Annotated in this window: 18 protein-coding genes; 12 read left to right on the top strand and 6 right to left on the bottom strand. The window is 56.8% G+C overall.

Features of this window, described 5'->3' with window-relative positions:
* Nucleotides 1-66 precede the first annotated feature (66 nt).
* The 6 genes from mnhG to CUC55_RS08520 form a co-directional block, all read right to left on the bottom strand.
* On the bottom strand, nt 67-411 hold the full coding sequence (gene mnhG / locus CUC55_RS08545; RefSeq protein ID WP_067648785.1) for a monovalent cation/H(+) antiporter subunit G: 345 nt from the start codon (nt 409-411) through the stop codon (nt 67-69).
* Entirely contained in the window at nt 408-689 is a 282-nt protein-coding gene (locus CUC55_RS08540) for a K+/H+ antiporter subunit F (protein ID WP_103087556.1), read from the bottom strand. Before CUC55_RS08540 ends, mnhG begins: the two co-directional genes overlap by 4 nt.
* Nucleotides 686-1174, bottom strand: a complete 489-nt coding sequence (locus CUC55_RS08535) for a Na+/H+ antiporter subunit E (protein WP_067648779.1) — start codon at nt 1172-1174, stop codon at nt 686-688. The genes CUC55_RS08540 and CUC55_RS08535 overlap by 4 nt, the downstream gene beginning before the upstream one ends.
* Nucleotides 1171-2817, bottom strand: coding sequence for a monovalent cation/H+ antiporter subunit D (locus tag CUC55_RS08530; protein ID WP_067648776.1), 1647 nt, complete (start codon nt 2815-2817; stop codon nt 1171-1173). Before CUC55_RS08530 ends, CUC55_RS08535 begins: the two co-directional genes overlap by 4 nt.
* A complete protein-coding gene (locus CUC55_RS08525; RefSeq protein WP_067648772.1) occupies nt 2814-3149 on the bottom strand; it encodes a Na+/H+ antiporter subunit C in 336 nt (111 codons plus the stop codon). Before CUC55_RS08525 ends, CUC55_RS08530 begins: the two co-directional genes overlap by 4 nt.
* Nucleotides 3149-6067 (bottom strand): monovalent cation/H+ antiporter subunit A, encoded by a 2919-nt coding sequence (locus CUC55_RS08520; RefSeq protein WP_103087555.1) that lies wholly within the window; start codon nt 6065-6067, stop codon nt 3149-3151. Before CUC55_RS08520 ends, CUC55_RS08525 begins: the two co-directional genes overlap by 1 nt.
* Before the next feature lie 984 nt (nt 6068-7051).
* Here CUC55_RS08520 and CUC55_RS08510 point away from each other — a divergent pair.
* The 12 genes from CUC55_RS08510 (at nt 7052) to CUC55_RS08455 (ending at nt 25919) form a co-directional block, all read left to right on the top strand.
* Nucleotides 7052-8659 carry a methyl-accepting chemotaxis protein gene (locus CUC55_RS08510; protein ID WP_082760241.1) on the top strand — a complete coding sequence of 536 codons (1608 nt, stop codon included), beginning with the start codon at nt 7052-7054 and terminating at the stop codon, nt 8657-8659.
* A complete protein-coding gene (locus CUC55_RS08505) occupies nt 8659-8958 on the top strand; it encodes an STAS domain-containing protein (protein ID WP_067648763.1) in 300 nt (99 codons plus the stop codon). The genes CUC55_RS08510 and CUC55_RS08505 overlap by 1 nt, the downstream gene beginning before the upstream one ends.
* Nucleotides 8955-9320, top strand: coding sequence for a chemotaxis response regulator CheY1 (gene cheY1, locus CUC55_RS08500; protein ID WP_045229833.1), 366 nt, complete (start codon nt 8955-8957; stop codon nt 9318-9320). Before CUC55_RS08505 ends, cheY1 begins: the two co-directional genes overlap by 4 nt.
* Nucleotides 9321-9336: 16 nt before the next feature.
* Nucleotides 9337-11562, top strand: a complete 2226-nt coding sequence (locus CUC55_RS08495) for a chemotaxis protein CheA (RefSeq protein ID WP_103087553.1) — start codon at nt 9337-9339, stop codon at nt 11560-11562.
* A 13-nt stretch (nt 11563-11575) separates the two neighbouring features.
* Entirely contained in the window at nt 11576-12484 is a 909-nt protein-coding gene (cheR, locus tag CUC55_RS08490; RefSeq protein ID WP_103087552.1) for a protein-glutamate O-methyltransferase CheR, read from the top strand.
* Nucleotides 12481-13536: a protein-glutamate O-methylesterase CheB gene (cheB, locus tag CUC55_RS08485; RefSeq protein ID WP_067648754.1), complete on the top strand. Its 1056-nt coding sequence runs from the start codon at nt 12481-12483 to the stop codon at nt 13534-13536. The genes cheR and cheB overlap by 4 nt, the downstream gene beginning before the upstream one ends.
* Entirely contained in the window at nt 13536-13925 is a 390-nt protein-coding gene (cheY2, locus tag CUC55_RS08480) for a chemotaxis response regulator CheY2 (RefSeq protein ID WP_103087551.1), read from the top strand. Before cheB ends, cheY2 begins: the two co-directional genes overlap by 1 nt.
* The gene (cheD, locus tag CUC55_RS08475) at nt 13922-14467 is read left to right on the top strand and encodes a chemoreceptor glutamine deamidase CheD (protein ID WP_103087550.1); all 546 of its coding nucleotides are present in this window, start codon (nt 13922-13924) and stop codon (nt 14465-14467) included. Before cheY2 ends, cheD begins: the two co-directional genes overlap by 4 nt.
* 107 nt (nt 14468-14574) lie before the next feature.
* Entirely contained in the window at nt 14575-14958 is a 384-nt protein-coding gene (gene cheT, locus CUC55_RS08470) for a chemotaxis protein CheT (protein ID WP_067648747.1), read from the top strand.
* Between the two features lie 232 nt (nt 14959-15190).
* Nucleotides 15191-17242: an O-linked N-acetylglucosamine transferase, SPINDLY family protein gene (locus CUC55_RS08465; protein WP_103087549.1), complete on the top strand. Its 2052-nt coding sequence runs from the start codon at nt 15191-15193 to the stop codon at nt 17240-17242.
* An 88-nt stretch (nt 17243-17330) separates the two neighbouring features.
* Nucleotides 17331-18488, top strand: coding sequence for a UDP-galactopyranose/dTDP-fucopyranose mutase family protein (locus CUC55_RS08460; RefSeq protein WP_103087548.1), 1158 nt, complete (start codon nt 17331-17333; stop codon nt 18486-18488).
* A 255-nt stretch (nt 18489-18743) separates the two neighbouring features.
* Complete coding sequence (locus tag CUC55_RS08455) at nt 18744-25919, top strand: beta strand repeat-containing protein (RefSeq protein WP_103087547.1); 7176 nt, start codon at nt 18744-18746, stop codon at nt 25917-25919.
* The last annotated feature ends 50 nt before the right edge of the window (nt 25920-25969 follow it).

The following is a 25969-nucleotide window of genomic DNA, read 5'->3' as shown; positions in this document are numbered from 1 at the left end:
GCAGATGCCCCCAATCGGCCACAGTTTGGCCATGTGCTGATCTCTCCGGTTTTTCGACCTTACGTCTCAGAGACTTTGGCGGCTGTTGGGGTTCTGTTCGGCGCGGTCGCGGTAAAGGGCAGCACGGCCAAGCAACATCAGCGAGACAGGCGTCGTGATCGTCATGAAAATGCCGATGAAGATTTCGTGGAAGACCGGACGCTCGCCCGAGACCGAAAAATATATGATCGAGGCCATGACGACGCCGCCTGTTCCCCAACTGGTGCCGAGCGTCGGCGCATGCAGGCGCTCATAAAAGCTTTGCAGTCTTGCAAAGCCGATGGTGCCAGTCAGCGCCAGGGACGAGCCGAGCAAAACGAAGAAGGCAACGAGTATGGCGGCCCAAAGGGGAAATTCTGCAGCATCACTCATTCTATGACCTCTCCGCGCATCATGAATTTTGAAAGGGCGACTGTTGATACAAATCCCAGGATCGCAATCAACAGGGCCGCGGCAAANTAGACATCATTGCCCGTGCGAAGTCCAAAGACGAGGACCAGCAGCATGGCATTGACGTAGAGCGTGTCCATACCCAGCACGCGGTCTTGCGCGCGTGGACCGATGGCGATGCGATAGACGGAAATTGCCATGGCGGATGCGAGGAACAACTGGGCAATCGAAAATGACCAGAAANGGATAACCGAACTCATTCGAATATCTCCATCAGTAATTTTTCATATCGGCTTTTGATGAGGTTTTGCCAATGCGCCTCGCTCACTTCATCAAGAACGTGAATGAGCAACGTGCCTTGCGACGAATTATATTCCAGCCACGCGCTGCCGGGCGTTGCGGTCAACACGACAGCAAGAACCGCAAGGCCCATCGGATCACGCAGATCGAGCGGCACCGTCATGAAGGCCGCGCGAGTCTTTCGATTGCGCGGAAACAGGATGATGCTGGCCACGGCAATGTTGGAGCGTACAATATCGTAGATCACGATCGCGATAAGCTTTATCAGCAAATGCCAGTTGCGAATGCGTGGTTTTGGCGGACGCAGCGAGGCCATGGCCCAGGACGCGATCATCGCGACACCTGTTCCGAGCAACAGGTGCCCCGGCGAAAAGCTGTTGATCGTCATCCAGAAAACAGCAAGCGATATCGTCAGCAAGGGGTAGGGAAGAATGCGGCCGATCATGGTGCTGCCTCCGAACCTCTGTCAACCCGTGGGGCTGTGATAACACCCTGAATATAGCTTTCAGGAAGGCCGCCTATGCGGGCAGTTTCCTGCATGTAACGCATGATCGGGCCTGCCGCGATCGTCATGGCGAGCGTCATTCCCAAAAGCAGAAGAATCGGAGCAATTTCGATGACGAGGACACGTGGTACCGTTCCCTCGAGCGAACCCCAGAAGGTACGAATTCCGGCTCGGGTCATCGAAATCAGTGACGCAAGACCGGAGAATACGATGAGGAACACAAGCCACCATGACAGCGTGGAAATGGTGTCGTTCGCGCCAAGGCCCGATGGGTTGAGAATGGCCGACAGCATGGAAAACTTGGCGATAAAGCCGGAAAGCGGCGGCAAGCCTGCCAGCAAAATGCCACAGGCGGCAAAGCAGACACCCAGTACAGCCATCGTTCCGGGCATCGTGACGCCGACCTCATCTTCAGCCTCATCCTCGTCGCCGTCGCCATAGGCTTCCATCGTCACGGCAAGAACGTTGGCACCGGCATCCTGTCCACGCTCAACAAGTTCGATCAGCAGGAAAAAGGCACTGATCGTCAGCGTTGAGGAAACCAGATAGTAAAGCGCACCGGCAGCAACCGTCGGATTGCCTGTACCCATGGCGGCGAGAAGGGTTCCGGAAGAAACGAGAACGGAGAACCCGGCCAGGCGGCCGAGCGCCTGTGAGGCGAGAACGCCAATTGTGCCGAAGACGATAGTGGCAATACCACCCACTAGAAGCGCGTCGTGACCAAAACCGGCAGATGCTCCCGCGGTCTCTCCGAAGAGCAGGAAGGACAGTCTGGCGATCACGTAAATACCGACCTTGCTCATGATGGCGAAGATGGCGGCAACGGGTGCCGATGCTGCGCTGTAAGCGGACGGTAGCCAGAAGTTCAGCGGCCACATGCCGGCTTTGACGAGAAACGCCACGCCCAGCACGGCGGCACCGGTTTCCAGCAACATGCGCTGATCCGGGTTGAGCCCGGCGATGCGCTGCGCGAGATCGCCCATGTTGAGCGTCCCGGTCACGCCGTAGATCAGGCTGACGCCAATGAGGAAGAACAGGGCGGCAACGAGGTTTATCGCGATGTAATGGAGCCCGGCTTTTACACGCAGTTGCCCGGAGCCATGCAACAGAAGGCCATAGGATGCCGCCAGCATAACCTCGAAGAACACGAAGAGATTGAACAGATCACCGGTCAGAAACGCGCCATTGACGCCCATCAGCATCAGATGGAAGAGCGAGTGGAAATGCGACCCGGCCTTATGCCATTTTGCCAGCGAATAAATCAGCGAAGGGATGGCCAGCAGTGCGGCGAGTAGCACCATCAATCCTGAAAGCCGGTCTGCGACGAGAACGATGCCGAAGGGCGCGGGCCAATTTCCAAGCAGGTAGACACCATTCGAGATGACGGCGGCGACTTCCGTATTGACCGTTGAGTTCACTTCCAGAAACAGGCCAATGGCCACGGCGAGTGAAACGAATGTCGCGATGACGCTGACCACAGCCTTGGTGTTACGCTTTCGCTCATCGATGAACAGCAGGATGGCACCGGCAATCAGCGGCACCAAGATAGGGGCAACCACGATGTCAGCAGGGAAGTAGTTCAATTCCGCTCCCTCCCGTCCACATGGTCAGTGCCGGTCAGGCCACGCGCCGCCAGCAGCACCACCAGAAACAGCGCGGTCGTTGCAAAGCCGATGACGATGGCCGTCAGCACCAGAGCTTGCGGCACAGGGTCCGTCAGCGTCGAGGTAATCACACCATCCAGCAGCAAAGGTGGCGCATTTGTCTTGATGCCGCCGACGCCGAAGATGAAAAGATTGACGGCGTAGGACAGGAGAGAAAGGCCGATGATGACCTGATAGGTACGCGGACGTAGGATCAGCCACACGCCAGATCCCGTCATGACACCGATGCCGATGGCAAGAATAAGCTCCATTACGCTTCCTCCGCTTTTGCGGCGTCGGGCGTACGTACCTTGTAGTTACGCAGCGATTGGTGCGCCAATGCTATAAGAATAAGAACGGTCGCCCCGACGACCAGAGAAAAGACACCAAGGTCGAAAAGCAAGGCAGTCGCTGTCGGCATTTNCCCGATATAAGGGATGTCCGTATACTGGAAATAGGATGTGAGGAACGGGTAGCCAAAGGCCCAGGAACCCATGCCGGTTGCCGCCGCCATCAATAGGCCGAAACCCATCCAGCGCAACGGCAGGATGCGGATGCGATCTTCCGCCCAGCGTGTCCCACCGGCCAGATATTGCAGTAGGAAAGCTACAGCCATGGTTATGCCGGCGGAGAAGCCTCCACCGGGAAGATCATGGCCACGGATAAACAGAAAGATCGAAANCGTAACGATAACCGGGAACATCCACTGCATGATGACGGATGGCACCAGCAGGTAGTCGCGCACTGTTTCGCCTTTGCTCCGCTCTGGGCTGTCGGCATCGAATGCGTTCTGGATCAACTGTTGTTCCGGCAAGCCAATGCTTTCCTGCGCCGGACGGAAACGACGCAAANGGGCAAAGACGGTGAGACCGACGATGGCAAGCACCGCGATTTCCCCCATCGTGTCGAAACCGCGGAAATCCACCAGAATGACGTTGACGACGTTGGTTCCGCCGCCTTCCGAGTAGGCCTTATCGAGGAAATAATTGGCGATGGTGTTAGGAACGGGAAGCGTCATGACCGCATAGGCGATCACAGTCATGCCAATGCCGCAGGCAACCGCCAGCAGGAAGTCACGTCCACGGCGAAGCTGAGACGGAAGTTCGTTGTTGTTATCGACCTTCACCATACGCTTCGGCAACCAGCGCAAACCCAGCAGAATAAGGACGAGGGTAACGATTTCGACCAGCAATTGCGTGATGGCCAGATCAGGTGCCGATAACCACACGAAAGTAAGACAGGTGACGAGACCGGATACGCCGAGCATGATGAGCGCTGCCAGGCGATGATATTTAGCCTGCCACGCAGCACCCATGGCCGCAATCATGCCGATCGCCCACAGGATCGCAAAANTCGGATCGAAGGTCGTCACGCCCGGTAGCGTTAGAGAAAATTCCGACGATGCGAGCGGAGAGAACCCGGCAATCAGTGCAACCAGTATCAGCATCCGCAGTTGCGGCTGCAGACGGCGGGTGCCAAGCGTACTTTCGAGCCAGCGCGCCCATTTCCACGAAACCGTAACGATGATGCGCTCGAAAATGCGCTGTCCACGCAGATGGCGAAAGAAGGGAGGCCCGTCATCACAACGCGAGAAGTATCCGCCCAGTGCGGCATAGATCACGATGCCGCCGATGAGGGCGACAAGGCTCATCATCAGAGGAAGATTGAACCCGTGCCAGATCGACAGGCTGTAGACCGGTGTTTGCGTTCCCAGAACCGAAATCACCGCCGAGTGGAGAAACGGACCGATGGACAGGCTCGGCACGACGCCGACGATGAGACAGGCGAGAACCAGAAACTCGATAGGGAAACGCATCCAGCGCGGCGGTTCGTGCGGTTTCGGGTTGGGAATATCGTGTGGCGGCGGGCCGAAGAAGACGGTATGGATGAACCGCAGCGAATAGGCGACGGCAAATGCACCGGACAGTGTTGCGACATAGGGAAGCGCCTTGTCCAGAAGCGAATCCGCGTGGNTCTCGACCGACTCGGCAAAGAACATTTCCTTGGACAGAAAGCCGTTGAACAGCGGGACGCCCGCCATGGCCGCACTGGCCGCCATTGCAAGCGTGGCTGTGGCAGGCAGGAACCGGTATAGCCCGCTCAAACGCCGCATATCACGGGTGCCGGTCTCATGATCGATGATGCCAGCCGCCATGAACAGCGACGCCTTGAAGGTGGCGTGGTTCATCATGTGGAAGATGGCAGCAACCGCAGCCAGCGGGCTCCCAAGGCTCAAAAGCGTGGTGATGAGGCCAAGGTGGCTGATGGTGGAATAGGCGAGAAGCCCCTTCAGATCCTGCTGGAACATGGCGAAGTATGCGCCAATCAGTAGGGTGGTGATACCGCAAANTCCTAGCAGCCAGAACCATTCCTGCGTTCCCGCAAGCACCGGCCATAGGCGCACCAGCAGAAACACACCGGCCTTTACCATCGTCGCCGAATGCAGATAGGCGGAGACAGGCGTCGGAGCCGCCATGGCATTGGGAAGCCAGAAGTGGAACGGGAACTGCGCGCTCTTGGTCAGTGCGCCAATCAGAATAAGGACGAGCGCCGGGACGTAGAGAGAATGCGCTCGGATATCTCCACCCTTTGCCAGAATATCGTCCAGATCATAGCTGCCAGCCATGTGGCCAAGGATCAAAAGACCGGCAAGCAGGCAGAAACCGCCGATGCCCGTCACAGTCAGAGCCATACGCGCGCCATCACGGNCCGTCGCATTGTGGTGCCAGTAACCGATCAGAAGAAACGAGAATACGCTGGTCAATTCCCAGAAGATCGACAGAAGAATGACGTTGCCAGACATCACGATGCCGAGCATCGATCCCATGAAGGATAGAAAGAACGCGAAAAAGCGCGGAATAGGATCATCCGCAGACATGTAATAACGCGCGTAGAGCACCACCAGAAAGCCGATGCCGGTGATCAATACCAGGAACATCCAGGCAAATGCGTCTAATCGAAGCGTGAAGTTCAAGCCGAGTTGCGGCAGCCATTCCACATCATACTTGATGACGGCACCGCCAGCGACGCTGGTGTAGAGAAATATGGTCGTCACAAAGCTGAACAGGGCGATGCCACCTGCGACGGATGCAGGTGCACGAGCAGCACCGTCTCTCGGCATCATGGCAGTGGCAACACTGCCGATGAAGGGGAGGGCAATCAGAATGGGTAGGAGAACGTCAAGACTCATACGGGGCGGCAGTTTTCTCTGGCGTTAAGATTTGGCGGTTCTTGTGCCCGTCAGCTTCGCCAGTTCCGTCGAAAAAGACGGATAATTTGGCCGCGACGGCTATGATATCGTTGAAGGTGGGCCGCGAGGCGACGCCGTTCCGGTGAGGTGAAAGCCATGCAAGACGTGCGGCATGTTTTCGAGCGTGATCTGGGTTGCCGTATAGTCCGTTACCAGTGCAGATACAGATAAACTTGAACAAACAAAGTCGTGATCAGGCGATTGCTGGTAAAGTGCTGCAAAGCACTGATGAGCGCGCGCGACCGAAGCCTGAGGGGATGCAACTGCGTTTTGCTGAGGCAGATGCGAGCGCTCGAGACGATGCGCTTTCAAAACCGGGGTCGCGTTGGCTGTGGCCTGAATGCCCATGAAAACGAGCATGCCTGCGACAAAGACGTCGATCAGTCTTTTGGAATGGCGCGGGCTCCAGTGGCTTTTCCCGGTCCATGGCAAANTCATGTCTCCTCAGTCGTCGTCAGTGTTCCGTTAAANCATCACCATGGAAGCGAATATTGTGTGGTTTTGTTTTAGGGGAACGGTGTTGCGCTTGTCCAGCGCAGCACGGCTAAAAATCGGAAATCTTTTCCAAAAATCTAATTTGTCGCATCCCGTATCGATACAATAAACCGTCAGATTAGATAGGTTATATAACAAATTTTAGCATTTATAGGTGAAGCTGTGGTTTCTTAACCTTCGAGCAAGGAATTAACCATAAAGATTGGACGTATTTCACGGCGGAATGGAGTTTTACCAAACTTCTTCCAGGCATGACGCCGCCCTGCCGTACCGGGTTGATCCGGTATTATCGTTAGATTGCAGAAGGCTCAGCAGCGTCGGTGCGGCATCAATCTTTGGTGTGCATATTCGTGACATATCCCCCNGGATTCTGACATTCTCAATCGGTCAACTGCCGGTGATTGCCGGTGTAGCATTTGGGGACGTCGCTTGGGGCAGGACTTGCCAACAGATTATTCGCGAAAGGCCACAGGCAGCAGCCTGGGTGGCCGTTTGCGATTCGCTGGTCTTGATCAAGACCAGTGCGATCTGCTGCGTCGCTATCGAACAATGCTGGAACCGCATGTGAAGGCAGGTCTGCGTGACCTGATGGTTCGCTTCCAATCCATGCCGGACTGTTCACCGTCCTTCGAAAGCGAAAACCAGCTCGATAGGCTGCACGATCTCCAGACCGCGCATTGGAGCGTCTTGACCGATGCGCGTTTCGACGCCGTTTACGCCGAGCGGATCAAGGTTCTGTCGGATACCGAAAGCCGCATGGGGCTAGACCCCCGCTGGCATGTGGCCGGTCATGCGGTCGTTCTGGAAAATCTTCTCGGCGGTCTGATTGCCGACCAATCGCCACGCTCTCTTCTTCCCGGCGCACGCAAGCGCCAGAAGGAACTGGCCGACACCGTCAGGGCTGTCGTGCGTCTGGTGATGGTCGATACGGAAATCGCCGTCTCGCTCCGCTTCAACGAATTGCGCATTCGCCATACTCAGGAACTGGCAAAGCAGCGTGAAGACGATCAGGCTGATGCCAAGCGTCTTCTGGGCGATGCTTTGAATGCGTTTGCGACAGGCGACCTCACAGCACGCATCACCGGCGACATTCCCGAAGCCTACCGCGATCTGGCCGACGCCTTCAACGCTGCGCTGGAAAAGATCGGTACTTCGATGTCCACGGCGCAAGCGGGCATTCGTGATGCACACGCAGCAACCGAACGGTTGATGGGTGAGGGCCGGATGATGGCGTCTGCTTCATCCACTCATGCACAGCGGCTCACCCATGCTTCCGATACACTAGGATCGGTCATCGATGTCGTGCGCAACAGCAGCGAGCGTATCTCGGCTGCCGAAAGCGCTGTCTCGCAGGCACGCAATGCGGCGACTGAAAGCGGTACGGCTGTCGGTGAGGCGATCAGCGCCATGGCCGGGATCGAACAATCGGCCGAACAGATCGGCCGCATCATCGGCTCCATCGACGAGATCGCGTTCCAGACCAATCTGCTTGCATTGAATGCCGGGATAGAAGCGGCGCGCGCTGGAGAAAGCGGTCGCGGCTTTGCTGTCGTTGCTCAGGAAGTTCGTGCCTTGGCACAGCGGTCGGCAGATGCCGCCCGTGAAATCAAGAATCTCGTCAACGGCACCAAGACGCAGGTGGATGCTGGCGTTCGCATGGTCAATCGCACGCAGGAAGCCATTGGCGGTGTCGTCCGTCAGGTCTCCGGGGTCAGCGATATGATCGGTGATGTTGCCCGTCGCACAGGCGAAAACGTCGCCAGTCTGCAGACCGTTGCGGTGGAGCTTGGCTCCATCGGCGCTGAGACGGACAGATCCGCAGCAAAGATGACATCGGCAGCCCAGGAAGCTGACGATCTGCATACCGTTATTCTCGAACTGGGTCGTACGGTGCGGGAATTCCGCATAGCGCGCCAACAGCATACGGCACCCGAGCCGGTTGCGAGACAGTATCAGGGCTACGTTGCTACCACGCCTGGGGAAAGCGTGGATTATGGCTACGAGCACCAACAATTCAGACGCCAAGGAGTGATTTGATGGCAGGCAGGAAAGCAGCGCAGTCGGCATTGAAATTGTCACCCGTGCTGGACCTCAATCAGGCATCCGTCTTGCACGGAAAACTGATGGAAATGAGGGGTGCCCCGCTTGCGGTGGATGCCTCCGAGGTAGAGCGCATAGGCGTGCAATGCGCCCAGGTCTTGATGGCAGGTATCAAGGCTTGGGAGGCCGATGGCAAGCCATTCACTTTTTCCAAGGCATCCGATGCCTTTGACAAAACCCTTAAACTGATCGGCGTGGACATCGATCATATGCTCCCGAAGGAGACCTCGAAATGAAAAAGAAGGTTCTGACTGTCGATGACTCCAGAACGATCCGCAACATGTTGCTGGTCACGCTGAACAATGCCGGTTTCGAGACCATTCAGGCTGAAGACGGCATCGAAGGGCTCGAAGTTCTCGAGGGCTGTGAGCCTGACGTTATCGTCACCGATATCAACATGCCGCGTCTCGATGGCTTCGGCTTTATCGAGGGTGTTCGTCGCAACGAGAAATACCGCGCGATACCTATTCTCGTGCTGACCACCGAAAGCGATGCCGAGAAGAAAAATCGTGCCCGTCAAGCAGGTGCTACCGGATGGATCGTCAAGCCGTTCGACCCTGTGAAGCTGATCGATGCCATTGAACGCGTAACTGCTTGATACGGGACTACTCACGATGGATATGAACGAAATCAAAGAAATCTTCTTCCAGGAGTGCGAAGAGCAACTCGCTGAACTGGAATCGGGTCTTCTGAAATTGAACGACGGCGACCGTGATCCGGAAACCGTAAATGCTGTGTTTCGTGCCGTTCATTCCATCAAGGGTGGAGCGGGCGCATTCGGCCTCGACGACCTCGTGGCTTTCGCGCACGTTTTCGAAACGACGCTTGATTGCGTACGTTCGAACAAGCTCGAACCTGACCAGGAAGTCCTGAAGGTCATGCTGAAATCGGCCGACGTTCTGGCCGATCTGACCAATGCGGCCCGTGATGGCGGCAGTGTCGAGGAAGGCCGCACACGCGGTCTGGTCAAGGAGCTGGAAGCGCTGGCCAATGGCGAAAAGCCGGCCCCCGGTTCGTCAGCGTCGGAGCCGGTCGTGGCAAAGGTCGCAGCACCTGCGCCGACAGATGACAGCGGTTTTCAGCCGGTTGCCTTCTCCTTTGGCGACTTCGAGGACGACACCGTCCCGATGATGGAAACGCCGTCTTTCAACGTCGTTTTCAAGCCGCAGACATCGCTCTACACCAAGGGCAACGAGTCGGCCTTGTTGCTGCGCGATCTTTCCCGCATTGGCGAGATGAGCATCAACTGCGACATGAGCACCTTGCCGGCGCTCGAAAACATCGAGCCAGAAGCTGCCTATTTCTTCTGGAATATCTCGATCAAGACGGACAAGGGCGCCGCTGGCATCCGTACCGTCTTCGAATTTGCCGAATGGGACTGCGATCTGGAAATTTCCGAGATCGTATCCGAGGCGCCAGCCGAAGAAGAACTGCCGATGATACCGGTGCCGTTCGATTTGTCGGTTCTGGACGAAGTTGCCGACGAGCCTGCCGTTCAGTCCGCTGAAGCAGAAGAGAGCGTGCCTGCAAAGACCGTGGCGACTGCCGTTGCCGCGACCGAAGTCACGCGCTCCGTTTCTGCTGCCGCAGAAAAGAAGGAAGCACCGGCCGCAGCCGCTGCAAACGCAAGCGCCGGTCAGACGATCCGCGTTGATCTCGACCGCGTCGACCGCCTTATCAACCTCGTGGGCGAGCTTGTCATCAATCAGGCGATGCTGTCGCAAAGCGTGATCGAGAACGATGCGACCGGCACATCGGCCGTCAACATGGGTCTTGAAGAACTTCAGCAACTGACGCGTGAAATCCAGGATAGCGTCATGGCCATCCGCGCGCAGCCGGTGAAGCCGGTCTTCCAGCGCATGTCGCGTATCGTCCGCGAAGTGGCTGATATGATTGGCAAGCAGATCCGTCTGATCACCGAGGGTGAAAACACCGAAGTTGACAAGACGGTCATCGACAAGCTGGCAGAGCCGCTGACACACATGATCCGTAATGCCGTCGACCACGGCATCGAAACCCCTGAAANGCGCGAAGCTGCTGGCAAGAACCCTGAAGGCACCGTCAAGCTGACGGCGAAACATCGTTCCGGACGCATCCTGATCGAACTCGCCGACGATGGCGCAGGTATCAACCGCGAACGCGTTCGCCAGAAGGCTATCGACAACGATCTGATCGCTGCCGATGCAAACCTGACGGACGAGGAAATCGACAACCTGATCTTCGCACCAGGCTTCTCTACCGCCGACAAGATTTCTGATATCTCAGGTCGTGGCGTTGGCATGGACGTGGTCAAGCGCTCGATCCAGGCACTCGGCGGTCGTATCAGCATCACCTCGCGTCCGGGCCTCGGCTCGACCTTCACTATGAGCCTTCCGCTGACACTCGCCGTTCTCGACGGCATGGTGGTGACGGTTGCCGGCCAGACGCTCGTCGTGCCTTTGACTGCGATTGTCGAAACATTGCAGCCGGAAGCCGTGAACATTCACTCCTTCGGCTCCAATCAGCGCCTGATCTCCATCCGCAACTCCTTCTGCCCGCTGGTGGACGTGGGTCGTATCCTCAACTTCCGCGCCACCCAAGCAAACCCGGTCGACGGTGTTGCGCTTCTGGTGGAATCGGAAGGTGGTGGCCAGCGCGCTCTGATGGTCGATGCCATCCAGGGGCAGCGTCAGGTCGTGATCAAATCGCTGGAAGCCAACTACACCCACGTTCCGGGCATTGCCGCCGCAACCATCCTTGGTGATGGCCGCGTCGCGCTTATTCTCGATGTGGATGCCGTTGTCGGCGCGTCTCGTGGTCAGTCGCTCAAGCAAGAGATGTCTCTTGCGGCGGTCGGTTGAAAAGTGGTGATGAATGACAGCGCTCAAGTTTAACGATACACGCCTATCCCCGGACGAAGTGCTTGCCAGCGGAGAATATCCGCTGACACGCCGAGATCTGTCCGAAATCGCCGCGATGATCTATGCCGATGCTGGCATCTATCTGAACGACACAAAGGCGTCGCTCGTTTATTCGCGACTGTCCAAACACATCCGCAATCTCGGTATTTCCGGCTTTCGGGAATATTGTACTCTGGTTTCCTCGCAGGAAGGCGCGCATGCCCGCCGTGAGATGCTGTCGCATCTGACGACGAACTTCACGCGCTTCTTCCGCGAAAACCACCACTTCGAGCATTTGCGCGATGAAGTTCTGCCGGGGCTGATCAACCGGGCAAAGTCCGGTGGTCGTGTGCGTATCTGGTCTGCTGCCTGTTCCGACGGTCAGGAGCCGTACTCGATCGCATTGACGGTTCTCGGCATGTTCCCCAATGCCGCCGAGCATGATTTCCGCATTCTGGCGACGGATATCGATCCCAAGATTCTGGCGCAGGCCAGAGCCGGGGTCTACGACGAGAACGCGCTTGAAACGGTTAGCCCCGCCATGCGCAAGCAATGGTTTCAGGACGTCGAAGTCGGTGGCCGCCGTAAGCATCAGATCAGCGACAAGGTCAAAANGCTGATCACGTTCAACGAGTTGAACCTGATGACGCAGTGGCCCTTCAAGGGCAATTTCGATGTTATTTTCTGCCGTAACGTCGTGATTTATTTCGATGAGCCGACACAGGTGAAAATCTGGTCGCGTTTCGCGGGCCTTCTGCCGGAAGGTGGACATCTCTACATCGGCCATTCCGAGCGTGTCTCGGGAGATCCGAAAGCTTTGTTCGATAATACCGGCATCACGACATATCGCTATATCGGCAAACCCGGCGGGAGAAAAGCATGACTGCACCCGCTAGAGTTCTTGTGGTCGATGACTCACCGACGATGCGCGGCCTGATCTCTGCTGTCCTGAAAGCCGACCCTGATGTTCAGGTGGTTGGTCAGGCGGGCAACGCTATGGAAGCGCGCGCAGCGATCAAGGAACTCAACCCGGATGTGGTGACGCTTGATATCGAGATGCCGGAGATGAACGGCCTCGAGTTTCTGGAAAAGATCATGCGGCTTCGGCCCATGCCCGTTATCATGGTCTCGACATTGACGCATCGTGGTGCTGGCGCATCGCTTGCGGCACTGGAGATCGGCGCTTTCGACTGCGTGGGGAAACCCGCGCCGGGCGACAGCAGGCCGTTTGGCGATCTGGCTGAAAAGGTAAAGGCTGCGGCGCGTTCACAGCATCAAACTTACCGTAACATGGCGACCGAAAGACCGGCGATTGCTGCACCGATGGCGGTCAGCGATTACCGCGTTGGCCGCAAGATCGTCGCTATCGGTTCTTCGACCGGCGGCGTTGAGGCGTTGATATCGGTTTTACAGAAGTTTCCTGCCAATTGCCCGCCTACGGTCATCACGCAGCACATGCCTTCGACATTCACGAAAAGCTTCGCAGAACGTCTCAATCGCTTATGCGCGCCAGTGGTGGAAGAAGCGACGGACGGCGCACGTCTCCAGACGGGTAAAATCTATCTGGCGCCGGGCGGAGAGCGCCATTTGCAGGTCGTTAATCATTCCGCACCAAGTTGCAGGCTTTTGGAAAAAGAACCTGTTAATGGCCATCGTCCATCCGTGGATGTTCTGTTCGATTCCGTGGCCGAGCTCGCCGGACGCAATGCTGTTGGCGTTATCCTGACCGGGATGGGTCGTGATGGTGCTGCCGGGTTGCTGAAGATGCGCCATGCAGGTGCGCGTACGATCGGCCAAAACGAAAAAACTTGCGTCGTTTATGGAATGCCGCGCGTTGCTCATGAGCTTGGTGCGGTTGAACAACAATATCCGCTCAACGCTATCGGCGAAGAAATTCTGAAACTTACTGCTGCCCGAAAAGAAGGTTCCGACTAATGTCTCTTGCAGAAAAANTCAAAGTTCTGATCGTTGACGATCAGGTTACCAGTCGTCTGTTGCTCAGTGACGCACTGACGCAGCTGGGCTTCAAGCAGATCACCTCTGCTGGTGATGGCGAACAGGGCATGAAGATCATGGAGCAGCAGCCCCATCATCTCGTGATCTCCGACTTCAACATGCCGAAGATGGATGGTCTTGGCTTCTTGCAGGCGNTTCGCACGAACCCGACCACCAAGAAGGCGGCCTTCATTATTTTGACGGCACAGGGCGATCGTGCGCTGGTTCAGAAGGCCGCCCAGCTGGGTGCCAACAACGTTCTGGCCAAGCCATTCTCCATCGACAAGATGAAGGCGGCAATCGAAGCCGTATTTGGATCTTTGAAATGATCGAAACCGCAGCCAAGCGCGTACATATTATTCAGGGCGAGTATAAANTCGCCAATGATCCCGAGGTGGTTTTAACGACCATTCTCGGTTCGTGCGTGGCTGCATGTCTCAGAGACCCTGTTGCGGGCGTCGGCGGCATGAACCATTTNCTGCTGCCGGGGACAGGGGGTACGGGGGNTGGAGATGCGACCCGTTATGGGGTGCATCTCATGGAATTGTTGATCAACGGCCTGCTCAAGCAGGGGGCACGCCGTGATCGTCTAGAAGCAAAGATTTTCGGTGGGGCGAAAACCATTGCCAGCTTCTCGAATGTTGGCGAGCAGAACGCCGCATTCGCGGTGCAGTTTCTAAAAGACGAAGGTATTCGTCTTCTCGGGCAGTCAACCGGAGGAGATTCAGGCCGCAAGGTGGAGTTCTGGCCGGTTTCCGGCCGTGCCCGCCAGCATCCTCTCAGTGGTGCGGAAACGCAGTCGACGGTTGCTCTGGAAAAGCGTCCAGCCCCAGCTCCGAAGCCAGTGGCCAACGATATCGAGTTTTNCTAAAGCAGCGTACAAAAGCAGGTTTGCCTCGCTGTTCGTTCATTTTGTTTCAGCATCGAACCGAAAACATTTTAGGGTTTCAGTTCGGCGCGCTGGTCACGGAGTATGTTATGCAGATCGCCGAGTACGCTGAACTTCAAGCGTTCGAAGAAGCACTTCCCGACGTGTTGATGCGGGTTGTTTCCGAACTCCATGACGTGGCCTATCTTATCGAACGGATTGAACCGCAACTGCTCGAGGCCACCAATGGCGCTGTCACGACCGAAGGTATGCGGTTGTTGCAGGGCATCGACCTTGCCGTTCAGAAAACACGCGGTCTCGCTGAATTCATTGACACGATCACAGGCTCCATTCCGCTTGATTGGGCCGTCGACGTGTCCACCGCGCTTAGTCTCGTCAAACTTGCGGAAATGCAAAAGGCGCTGGGTGCTGGCCTGCGCCACGGACATTCGCAACCTTTGGACAAGGCCTCCGGCGATTGTGATTTGTTTTAGGTCGAACACCGAGCGCCGACCGCGCCTGATAGCAAGGCAATATTGACCCTGGCCGAAGACCATTTCAGTTGCCTGAAGTCCGCATAAAACAAAATCTGTTAAATAATGAGCGGCGAAGCACCATTTTNGTGCAAGTAAAGCGCCGCGCAAGCTTCAAAGTATTAATCTGCACACCGGTTTATAACAGCGAGCGGTTTTGCCGTTCGACGCGCCAGTCCCGGGGTCTTAATTGATGAACAGTGTATCGAACGGTGGTTTTNCCAGCTCGCTTTTCCCAAATCTGCTGGAGCTGGCGAAATCGCAACGCCTCGCCTTGATGGACCTGTTCAAATTCGCCGAGGGTTTCAGCGCGGAAGGCCGCAGAAGCGAGGCGGTTGAGCTATACAAGACATGGTTGGCCTTCAATGATGGCCACCCCGGCCTACAGATGGTCTATTTCAACTATTCCGTGACGCTGCGCCAGACCAACGATCTCCCCGGTTCGATGAACGCCCTTCGCGCCGCGCTGCAAATCGATCCACTTTTCGGTCCTGCCCACATCAACATGGGCCGCGCCTATGAAGACGGTGGCGCTGCTCCTCAAGCCATCCAGCAATGGCAGAGTTTCGTGGACAGTACATCCGAAACGACGCCAGACCGACTTTCCTACCGGTTGATGGCATTGCAACATATCGGCCGTGTCATGGAAANCGCAGGCTTGCTCGATGAGGCCGAAGCTGTGCTCTGGCAGGCGATGGAACTGCGGCCCGAAAAGACGGAGTCGGGACAGCACTGGACCGCAATCCGTCAGCGCCAGTGCAAATGGCCGATCATCATGCCATCCAGCCATATTACAACGCGCCAGATGGTCGATTCCATATCGCCATTGACGCTGGGTTGCTATTCGGATGACCCGATGTTCCAGCTTGCCAAAGCCCACCAGTACAGCAAGAGCTTCGTTGGTCGTCTCGATATCAAGAGTTTCCCGCGCGCAAAGGTCAAGCAGAAATCGGGTACGGGCGCACGCCTGCGCGTCGGCTATGTTTCGTCTGACCTGCGCGACCACGCGGTCGGCTTTGCGCTTCGTGAAGTTCTCGAGCTACACGACAAAAACAGCGTTGAAATTCACGCCTATTATTGCGGTGATGCGGTTTCCAACGATGCGACGCAAANCCGGATGAAAGCTGCGGTCGATGCCTGGCACGAACTTGGTGCGCTGTCTGACGAAGCGGCTGCGCGCCAGATTGCCAGCGATGAGATCGATATTCTCATCGACGTCAACGGCTACACCAAACATGCCAGAACCGGGATTTTTGCCTATCGTCCGGCTCCAGTGATCGTCAATTTCTGTGGCTATCCGGGTTCGATGGGTGGTCCTTTCCATCAGTATATGATCGCCGATCAGCAGATTGTGCCCGAGGAAAGCGAAATCTACTATTCGGAAAAGGTGCTGCGGATTGCCTGTAATCAGCCAATCGACCGTAAGCGCATCATTGCCGCAAAGCCAACACGCGAGCAGGCGGGCCTGCCGAAAGACGCCTTCGTGTTTGCCTGCTTCAACGGCATGCAAANGATCAACGCCAGCACTTTCGATCAATGGATGAAGATACTGACGGCGACCCCCGGTAGCGTGCTGTGGCTGCTCAGCGGTAACGAGAAAGCCGACCAGCGTTTGCGGCAGTTGGCCGTAGAGGCCGGTGTTGATGCCGAGCGCATTCTTTTTGCGCCCAAGGCTCAGAATGCCGAACATCTGGCACGTATTGCCGTGGCCGACCTGTTCCTCGATACATTCCCCTATGGCGCGCATTCCACCGCAGCGGATTCGCTGACCGTTGGGCTACCCGTTCTGACATTTCCTGGAAAGAGCTTTGCCGCCCGTTTCTGCAGCAGCGTTGTGGCTGCAACGGGTGTGCCGGAATTGATTTGCGATGGCCCTGACGATTATGTTGCCAAGGCCATCTCCTATGCAAACAACCCGGCAACCCTGAAGACGCTAAGAGACAAAATTCAGGCCAACCGCGACACAAGTGCGCTTCGCGACATTCCGGCACTGGCACGTCGTCTGGAAGAGCTGTTCTGGCAGATGCAGGCAGAAGCCGAGCGCGGAGAAACGCCCGTTCCCGATTTAAGAAATATGGACGTGTATTACGAAATCGGCGCGGAGCTCGTGCTGGAAAATCTCGAATTTGTCGATGAGCAGGCCTATCGCCAGCGGTATCTTCAGAAACTGCGCGAATGGCACGACTATTCTCCGATACCGTCCGACAACCGGCTGTGGACAAGCGCCGCCGCGGCTGCGTCTTAAATTCTGATACGGCGCAATCAATTTCAGCCGGTCCGGGCGCTTCACTCTATGAGCCGAAGCGCTCCAACACCTCATAAAGGCAGGTCGAGTGTCTCAATCCAAAANGATCGCAATTGTCGGAGCAGGGCTTTCAGGAGCCGTTATTGGTCGTGAGCTTGCACAAGCGGGGCATCAGGTCGATATTTTCGACAGGCGTGACCACATTGCGGGCAATTGCCATACGGAACGGGACGCTGAAACCGGCGTGATGGTTCACGTCTACGGCCCGCATATTTNCCACACGGACGACGCAGAAGTCTGGGATTACGTCAATACGTTTCAGACCTTCATGCCGTATAAGAACCGGGTGAAGACCACGAGCCGGGGTCAAGTTTTTTCGCTTCCCGTCAATCTGCACACCATCAACCAGTTTTTCGACAAGACGTTTCGCCCTGATGAAGCGAAGGCTTTCATCGATGAACAGGCCGACAAGACCATTGAAGACCCGCAGACCTTTGAAGAGCAGGCGCTTCGTTTTGTGGGGCGCGATTTATATGAGGCATTTTTNCAGGGCTATACGCAAAAGCAATGGGGTTGCTCACCAACCGCTTTGCCAGCATCGATCCTCAAGCGCCTGCCTGTGCGTTTCAACTACGACGACGATTATTTCTTTCACAAATTCCAGGGCATGCCGGAAACCGGGTACACGCCGATGGTGGAACGTATTCTCGATCATCCCGGCATCCGCGTTCACCTGAGCAGCAATTTCGGACGTGCCGACATAAGCGGTTACGATCATACGTTCTACTCCGGCTCGCTTGATGGCTACTTCGATTACACCAATGGAAGGCTGGGATACCGCACGCTCGATTTCGAACGTTTCACCTATGATGGCGATTATCAGGGTTGCGCGGTCATGAATTACGGTGAAGTCTCCATTCCCTACACCCGTATTACCGAACATAAGCATTTCTCGCCTTGGGAAAAGCACGAAAGCTCCGTCTGCTACCGGGAGTTTTCACGCGAATGCGGGCCTGACGATGTTCCTTATTACCCTATCCGGCTCGTCGAGGAAAAAGAGCAGCTCGCTCAATATGTCTCGCTTGCCAATGACGAGAAAGCTGTGACCTTTGTCGGTCGCCTCGGCACCTATCGTTATCTGGATATGGATGTGACGATCCGCGAAGCGCTCGATACGTCGCGCCTTTTCCTTTCGTTGGTAGAAANGGATGAGACGATGCCCTCATTCCTGAACCCACCGCTGTAACCCGATTAGGGTCAAACCACATCGAAAGAGGCCGGTAATAGCCTTTCCTGTTTTCGGGAGGGAGCTGCTTTGCTGTGGCCGCAGAGCCATGGCGGCTTTCATATCGAAATAACTGAAAGCCTCGCGCAAGCAACGAAACCTAGGATTGTCGATGTCGAATGCTGCCCTGATTTCTATTCCAGGGCCGCAAGCGTGGGGCGCTCTGGCTCCAACGAATTCGTTTNCGATCATTGAACTCGCGATCAAGGCCTGCAAATGACGTCGATCATACCTACTCTCTCTGCCAGCCAAATTTCGAAACTTTCGACGGCTCAGGTTTCAAGTTGGTCATCCGAGGATATGGCAGCGCTTTCGACTGAGCAGGTCAAAGTTCTATCGTCAAAACAGATCAGCGTTCTCTCGTCGGACCAAATCTCAGCGCTAGAAACTGAAGATGTCGAGGCAATGTCGACGAAACAGCTGAGCGCGATTTCGACAAGCGCGATCGTCGGCTTGTCCATGGACCAGATCGAAGTTCTGAACAAGATTTCGGTCGCTGGCTTCAGTGCCGGTCAGGTGGCGGCTTTGACGACCTCCNAGCTGCAATTTCTGACGACGGATCAGGCCGAAGCCCTGACGCCGGCACAGATTGGAGCGATGAGTTCCGATCAGATCGCCGCGCTCGACTTTGATGACCTGATGACATTTTCAACGTTAGATATGGCTGCGATCTCCAGTAAGGGCATAGCGGGCCTCTCAACCGGAGCCATCCTTATTCTGTCAGCCGAACAGGTCGCAGCCCTCAGCGCCTCGGCTATTCCGGGCTTGAGCACGGATGCGCTGACCTCTTTATCTGACGAGCAGCTTGCGGCCTTGAGAACAGGTGTCATTGCAAGATTGACGACGGACCAGATCGGCAGTTTGACTTCGGCACAGGTCGGCGCTTTGACGTCCACCCAGATCGCTGCCTTGAAGGCGGTGCAGATCGGTGCGCTCGGTGCAGACTATGTTGCCAATCTATCTCCTGCCGCGATTGCCGGGCTCAGCACGGCGGCAATTGCCAGCCTGTCGACAGCCCAGATTGCAGTCCTGTCGAACGACCAGTTGTCGGGTTTGACCACCAAGCAGGTCAGTGCCCTCAGGTCTTCACAGATTGAAGTCTTGCCGACCGAGAGTATTGCGGGTCTCACTGCCACACAGATTGCAGCCTTGAGTACGAGATCGATCGGTGGTCTTACGGCAGAACAGGTCGAGGCATTCTCCACAGCGCAGGCCGAGGCACTGACATCCGCTCAGGTCAAAGCGTTGACTTCGACGCAGATCGCAAAACTCAGTTCAGACAACATAGCAATGTTTTCGACGGCCGATATTGCTGCGATAACGAGTGCTGCTGCGGCAGGCCTAAGCGCTGACATCATCGGATCACTCACCCCCGCGCAGGTCTCCTCGATCAGCGCAAGCACATTCTCCAAGCTGACGGATGAACAGTTCACAGCGTTGATCAGCAGCCAACCTGCGGCGTTGACATCGACCCAGCTTGCGGCACTGACGTCCGCTCAGGCAGCGCTCATCTCAAAGACAGATATCGTAGCCTTTTCATCCTCGTCTTTCGCATCCCTGTCAGGCAAGGCAATCTCGGGTTTGCAACTGGACGTCATTGCGGAACTCACGCCTGACCAGATCACTGCGCTTGCGACTGGTGCAATCGCCAAACTGACGACGGAGCAGATCGCAGCGCTCTCCACCGACCAGGTCGAGGCAATGACCTCAAACCAGATCAAGGTGCTCAGCTCGCTGCAAATCGGTGCTCTGAGTGCGGACGATATCAAGACGTTCACTCCCGGTGAAGTTGCTGCAATCACCACCAAGGGCATTGCGGGCCTCAGCACGGCGGTCGTAGCCGTATTGACCCCGGACCAGATCAAAGCAATGAGCACCGCAACAGTCGCGGTTCTTTCCTCTGATCAGTTCGGCGCGCTGACAGGCGACCAATTGGCGGCCCTGACGCCCAAGCAGTTGAGTGCGATCAAGACTGCACAGATCAAATCCATGACGACGGAATATCTCGGCTCGCTCACGCCGGAACAGATCGCCTCTCTCAGCACCTCAGCCATCGCCGGGCTTTCGACGGCGCAGATTGGCGTGTTGTCGACTGCGCAGCTCGAAGCATTGACCTCGGCGCAGGTAAAGGCGCTTACCTCTTTGCAGTTGGCGGTGCTGGAAACGGAAGACATTGCCACATTTTCCACGGACGATATCGCCGCCATTGGCTCGAAAGCCGTTCAGGGTCTCAGCGCTAAAGCCGTTGCGTCCCTCACATCTGTGCAGATTGCGGCACTCAGCACCAGTGCAGTGTCGGGGTTGACGACAGATCAGGTCGATGCCCTGACATCATCCCAGCTCGGCACACTGTCTTCAGCGCAGGTATCGGTACTGACCTCTGCGCAGGTCGCTGCCCTGGAAGCTGTCGATATCGCCGCACTGAAGGCTTCGGCTGTCGGCGCTCTCAGCACCAGAGCCATTTCCGGGCTTTCGACCGCCGCCATTGCTTCGCTGGGCGTAGGGCAAGTCGCCGCGTTAAATCCCAACTCGGTCGCAAAGCTGACCGGCGATCAGATCGCTGCACTCACGGCATCACAGGTTGCAGCGCTGACAACCGCGCAGATCAAAGTTCTTGGCTCCACACAGATTGCCGCCTTGTCTTCGGACGTCATCGCGGCGTTGACGACGCTTCAGGTGCCAGCTTTTGCCACCAAGGCTCTATCAGGCCTGAACGCTGATCAGATATCGGATCTTTCCTCTACGCAGATCGCTTCCCTTACCCCTTCGCAGGTTGCCGCGCTAACGTCGTCCCAGCTCGCGGGGATGAAAGCCGAGGACGTCGCTGCGATGTCTGTGAGCCTGATACAGGCAATCAGCGCCAACGGTGTGTCTGGCCTGTCGACTGATTTTATCGCAGCTCTTCCAAGCGACAAGATCAAGGCCTTGAGCATCGGCGCTGTTGGCTCTTTAACATCCGATCAGATCGTGGCGCTTTCAACGATGCAGGTCGATGCCTTGACGATACGTCAGATCGCGGCTCTCAAGTCGACGCAGACCGCGGCACTGGGAACGGACGATCTCGCGACCTTCTCCGTCGAGGAAATTGCCGCGCTAAGCGGAAAAGGCGCCGCCGGCCTCCCTACAGCGATCGTTGCGACGCTGACGGCAGAGAAGATCAAAGCCCTTTCCACGGCTGCTGTCGCAAGCTTGACGACGGATCAGATCGACATTTTGAGTTCTGCACAACTTCAGGCGCTTTCAACCTCTCAGGTTGCAGCGCTGAGCTCATCCCAGATCGCGGTGCTCACTCCAACAAGCATCGCGTCGTTTTCGGCTGACCAGATCGCAGCAATGCGCGCCAGCGCCGTGACGAGCCTGACTGATCCACAGCTAACAGCACTGACGCCCTCGCAGCTTGCCGTTCTTTCCACAACACAGATCGCGGCATTCACGTCGACGCAGATTTCTGTAATGAGCACAGCGCAGATCGCCGCCCTCACTCCGGGCCAGATCACGGCGTTGAGCACATCCGGCATTACAGGTCTGTCCAGCAAGCAGATCGCAGCGTTGACGACCGATCAGACTGAAGCGCTGAGCAGCACGCAGATCGCAATGCTGACTGGCGAACAATTCGAAGGGTTTGGCGCAGACGATATCGCGAAATTCTCCACCAAAGAAATTTCAGCTATCAAATCGACTTCGATTTCCGGCATTTCGACGGCGGTGCTGTCACTGTTGTCGAGCGGGAACATTGCGGCCTTGAGCGCCGAGGGTGTGGCTGGCCTCAGCACCGCTCAGATAGGATCGCTGAATTCCGATCAGATTTCCGCGTTAACGACCAAACAGGTTTCAGCACTCACCGCCCAACAGATGGCAGTGCTGGGCACTGATAAANTCAGGGGATTGAGGACGGAGCAAGTCGCGGCACTTGGTACGGGTGGGATCTCCGGTTTGACGACGGCTCAGATAGCCGTATTGAGCGCCGATCAGGCCAAAGCCCTGACAAAGGTACAGGTCGAGGCTCTCAGCTATGCACAGTTCTCTGCGATCAAGGCGGAGGGAATTGCCACCTTTACAGCGGAAGAAATTGGTTCGCTGAGTACGGCAGTATTGAGTTCGCTTTCGACAAGCACCATTGCCAGCCTGACGACCGCGCAAATAGCCTACTGGAGCACGGATGCCGTCGCGAGCCTGACCACCAGCCAGATTGCCGCGTTGCAGACCGGGCAGATATTTGCCCTATCGACCAAACAGATAGGGGCATTGACCTCTCAGCAACTCTCTGCATTTGGAACGGATGATCTGAATACGCTGTCCACCGCAGCTATGGCGGCAATCACGTCGACAGCGATTTCCGGATTGTCTTCCGCTACGATTGCGGGGCTTTTGCCATCGCAGATAACGGCCATCAACACAAAGGCGATCGTTGGCTTATCCGCAAGCCAAGTTGCAGCACTGACCGCCGGTCAGGTTGCATCTCTTTCGACTGCTCAGGTTTCGTCTTTGACATCGAGACAAGTGGCAGCTCTGGGAACTGCAGGNATTGCGGCGTTTACAAGTCATCAAGTTGCATTCCTCGGCTCTGACGGCATTGCCGGCTTATCGACGAGCCAGGTCGCTACATTGACCACAGCGCAGGCCGAGGCATTGACCACGACACAGGTCGCGGCGCTCAGTTCTCTCCAGGTCAGCGCGTTGGGCACTGACGATCTAAAGGTATTTNCCAGCAGGGACATCATGGCGCTTTCCAGTGGCGCGGTTGCTGGCCTCTCGACAGACACGCTCGCTGCTCTGGACCCGCAAACGATCGCTGCCCTCTCTACGACGAGCGTTCCCGGACTTTCAACGACGCAAATCGCTGCTTTGACTGGGCCGCAAATCGGTGCGCTGACGACGGCTCAAATTTCGGCACTTGGTTCCAAACAGGTCGCGGCATTGGGAACGGTTGGCGTCGCCGCACTGTCCACCGCCCAGGTCGCAGCGTTGGGCACTGTCGGGGTGCCGGGTCTTTCTTCGGCGCAAGTTGCAGCATTGACGACCAGCCAGATCGAAGCGTTGAACAGCACGCAGGTCGCCGTTTTGACCTCCACCCAGGTCGCTGGACTGGATGCCGCCGATCTCGGCCTATTCTCCACCGCGGAACTTGCTGCGCTCAGTTCGAACGCTATTCTCGGTCTCTCCTCCTCGACCCTGGCCGGGCTTTCGGCAGATCGCATAGCTGTTCTCGGAACTGCCAGCGTCTCCGGTCTCTCCACCAGCCAGATTGCATCCTTGACGGCGGTTCAGGTGGGCGCGCTGACCACTGCGCAGATCGCCTCGCTTGGCTCCAAGCAGGTTGCCGCATTGGGAACCGTCGGGGCAGGGGCTCTGACGACCAGCCAGATTGCGGCCCTGAGTACAGCTGGCATCGCCGGACTTTCGACTGGGCAAATCGACGTATTGTCAGCCTCGCAGATCGAAGCTCTCAACACGGCACAAGTGGCGGTTCTTACCTCCACGCAGGTTGCGGCACTGGGTGCCGATGATCTCGGCGCGTTTTCGACTGCCGAATTGGCGGCCTTGTCTTCGACCGCCATTCAAGGGCTTTCGACCGTCACGATCGCCGCTCTTTCAACAGAACGCGTCGCCATTCTTGGAACGGACAGCATCTCCGGTCTCTCGACGGCCCAGATTGCGTCGCTGACGACGGCGCAACTGGAGGCTCTGACGACAGCGCAGGTTTCTGCTCTCGGCTCCAAACAGATCGCGGCTCTTGGAACCTCGGGTGCTGCGGTGCTTTCGACTGCGCAGATCATGGCGCTGAATACGGCGGCAATTGCGGGCCTATCCACGGGGCAGGTCGGCATTCTCTCGACAGACCAGGTGGAAGCTCTAACCCCGGCGCAGGTCGCGGCATTGACCTCGACGCAACTATCGGCGCTCGGCAATGACGATATCGACGTCTTGTCCACCGATGACCTTGCCGCGCTTCCGTCTCACGTCATTCAGGGCCTGTCCACCTCGGCAATTGCCGCCATGTCGACAAGCAGGATTGCCATTTNGAGCCCGTCAGGCATTTCCGGCCTGACGAGCGGCCAGATTGCGGCTTTGAGCACGGATCAAGTGGAAGCGTTCACCAGCGATCAGGTTGCAGCCCTTGGGTCCAAGCAACTGGCGGCGCTGGGTCTGGACGACCTGCTGACCTTTTCGACAGCAGACCTCGCCGCTATCACTGCAGGCGCCATCGTCGGAATTTCGACGGCAACCCTGGCCGCACTTCCCACCGAAACCGTTCATTCTCTGAGCTCTCTTGGTGTCTCTGGCCTCTCTACGGCGCAAGTCGTGTCGCTGACTGTCGATCAGATCAGCGTTCTGTCGCCCACACAGGTTGCCGCCTTCAGTTCACAACAAATTGCGGCGCTTGAAACCATTGATATTGCGTCTCTTTCAACGAGCCAGATTGCCGCAATCAGCGCAGGCGGTATCGCGGGTCTTAAAAGCAGTCAGGTGATGGCTCTCAGTCTTGAACAACTGCAAAANCTGTCGACTACGCAGGTTGCTGCATTGACCTCCGACGCCGTTTCCGGGCTGACTGCGGAAGAACTCGATACACTCAGTTCGGGCCAGATTGCTGCAATCAGCTCCTCGGCTGTCAGTGGCTTGCCGACAGACTTCATCGCGGCTCTTTCAGCCACCGAACTGGCGGCTATGGGGACGGGTGGAATCTCCGGTTTGACGAGCAAGCAGGTTGCCGCATTGACCAAAGACCAGCTCGACAGCTTTACGACGAGCCAGATTGCCGCGTTGAGCGCAGACGGTCTGGCGGGTCTGACGACCCTGGGTATGTCAACATTTTCGACCGCCGATATCGCAGCAATCGCGTCTGGTTCCATCAGAGGTCTGTCGACGGCTATCATCGCTGGACTGACGACGGGTGACATCAAGGTACTGACACCTGGGCAGGTGGGTTCGCTGGGCTACAACCAGATCGTCGCATTGAGCTCAGCTCAAGTGGACGCCCTGTCGACCACGCAGTTGAACGCGCTCAACGCCATTCAGGCTGCGGCACTGGGAACGGAAGACATCGCATTGTTCTCTGCGGAGGATATCGTGGCTCTCGGCACGAGTGCGGTCTCCGGCTTGTCCACAAGCGTCATCGCAGTTCTGACGACGGACCAGAGCGAGGCCTTGACGCCGGCACAGGTGGCTGCGTTGACCTCGAACCAGGTCGCGGCAATTTCGAAAGAGAATATTTCGAAATTCTCCACGGCGGATATCGCTGCCTTCAGCTCCTCAGGTGTCGCCGGTCTGTCCACGGATACTCTCGTCAGCCTGTCCAGCCAGCAGATNGACACGCTGTTGAACACCCACATGGGTTCGCTGACACCCGCCCAGGTATCATCCATCATTTCGGTTTACATCGCCGCTTGATGAACGGCGCGAGCGCCGTCCCTTTAAAAGCCATCAGGGAAACGCTCGCG

The sequence above is a fragment of the Agrobacterium bohemicum genome, from assembly GCF_002896715.1.
In the GTDB taxonomy this organism is placed as follows: domain Bacteria; phylum Pseudomonadota; class Alphaproteobacteria; order Rhizobiales; family Rhizobiaceae; genus Agrobacterium; species Agrobacterium bohemicum.
This window is presented reverse-complemented; position numbering and strand designations above follow the sequence as displayed.

What these genes read in the sequence shown, in the direction of transcription:
- CUC55_RS08525 (WP_067648772.1), bottom strand. Translation starts at nt 3,149, where the DNA reads ATGGAGCTTATTCTTGCCATCGGCATCGGTGTCATGACGGGATCTGGC.
- cheB (WP_067648754.1), top strand. Translation starts at nt 12,481, where the DNA reads ATGACTGCACCCGCTAGAGTTCTTGTGGTCGATGACTCACCGACGATG.
- cheT (WP_067648747.1), top strand. Translation starts at nt 14,575, where the DNA reads ATGCAGATCGCCGAGTACGCTGAACTTCAAGCGTTCGAAGAAGCACTT.
- cheY1 (WP_045229833.1), top strand. Translation starts at nt 8,955, where the DNA reads ATGAAAAAGAAGGTTCTGACTGTCGATGACTCCAGAACGATCCGCAAC.
- mnhG (WP_067648785.1), bottom strand. Translation starts at nt 411, where the DNA reads ATGAGTGATGCTGCAGAATTTCCCCTTTGGGCCGCCATACTCGTTGCC.
- CUC55_RS08505 (WP_067648763.1), top strand. Translation starts at nt 8,659, where the DNA reads ATGGCAGGCAGGAAAGCAGCGCAGTCGGCATTGAAATTGTCACCCGTG.
- CUC55_RS08535 (WP_067648779.1), bottom strand. Translation starts at nt 1,174, where the DNA reads ATGATCGGCCGCATTCTTCCCTACCCCTTGCTGACGATATCGCTTGCT.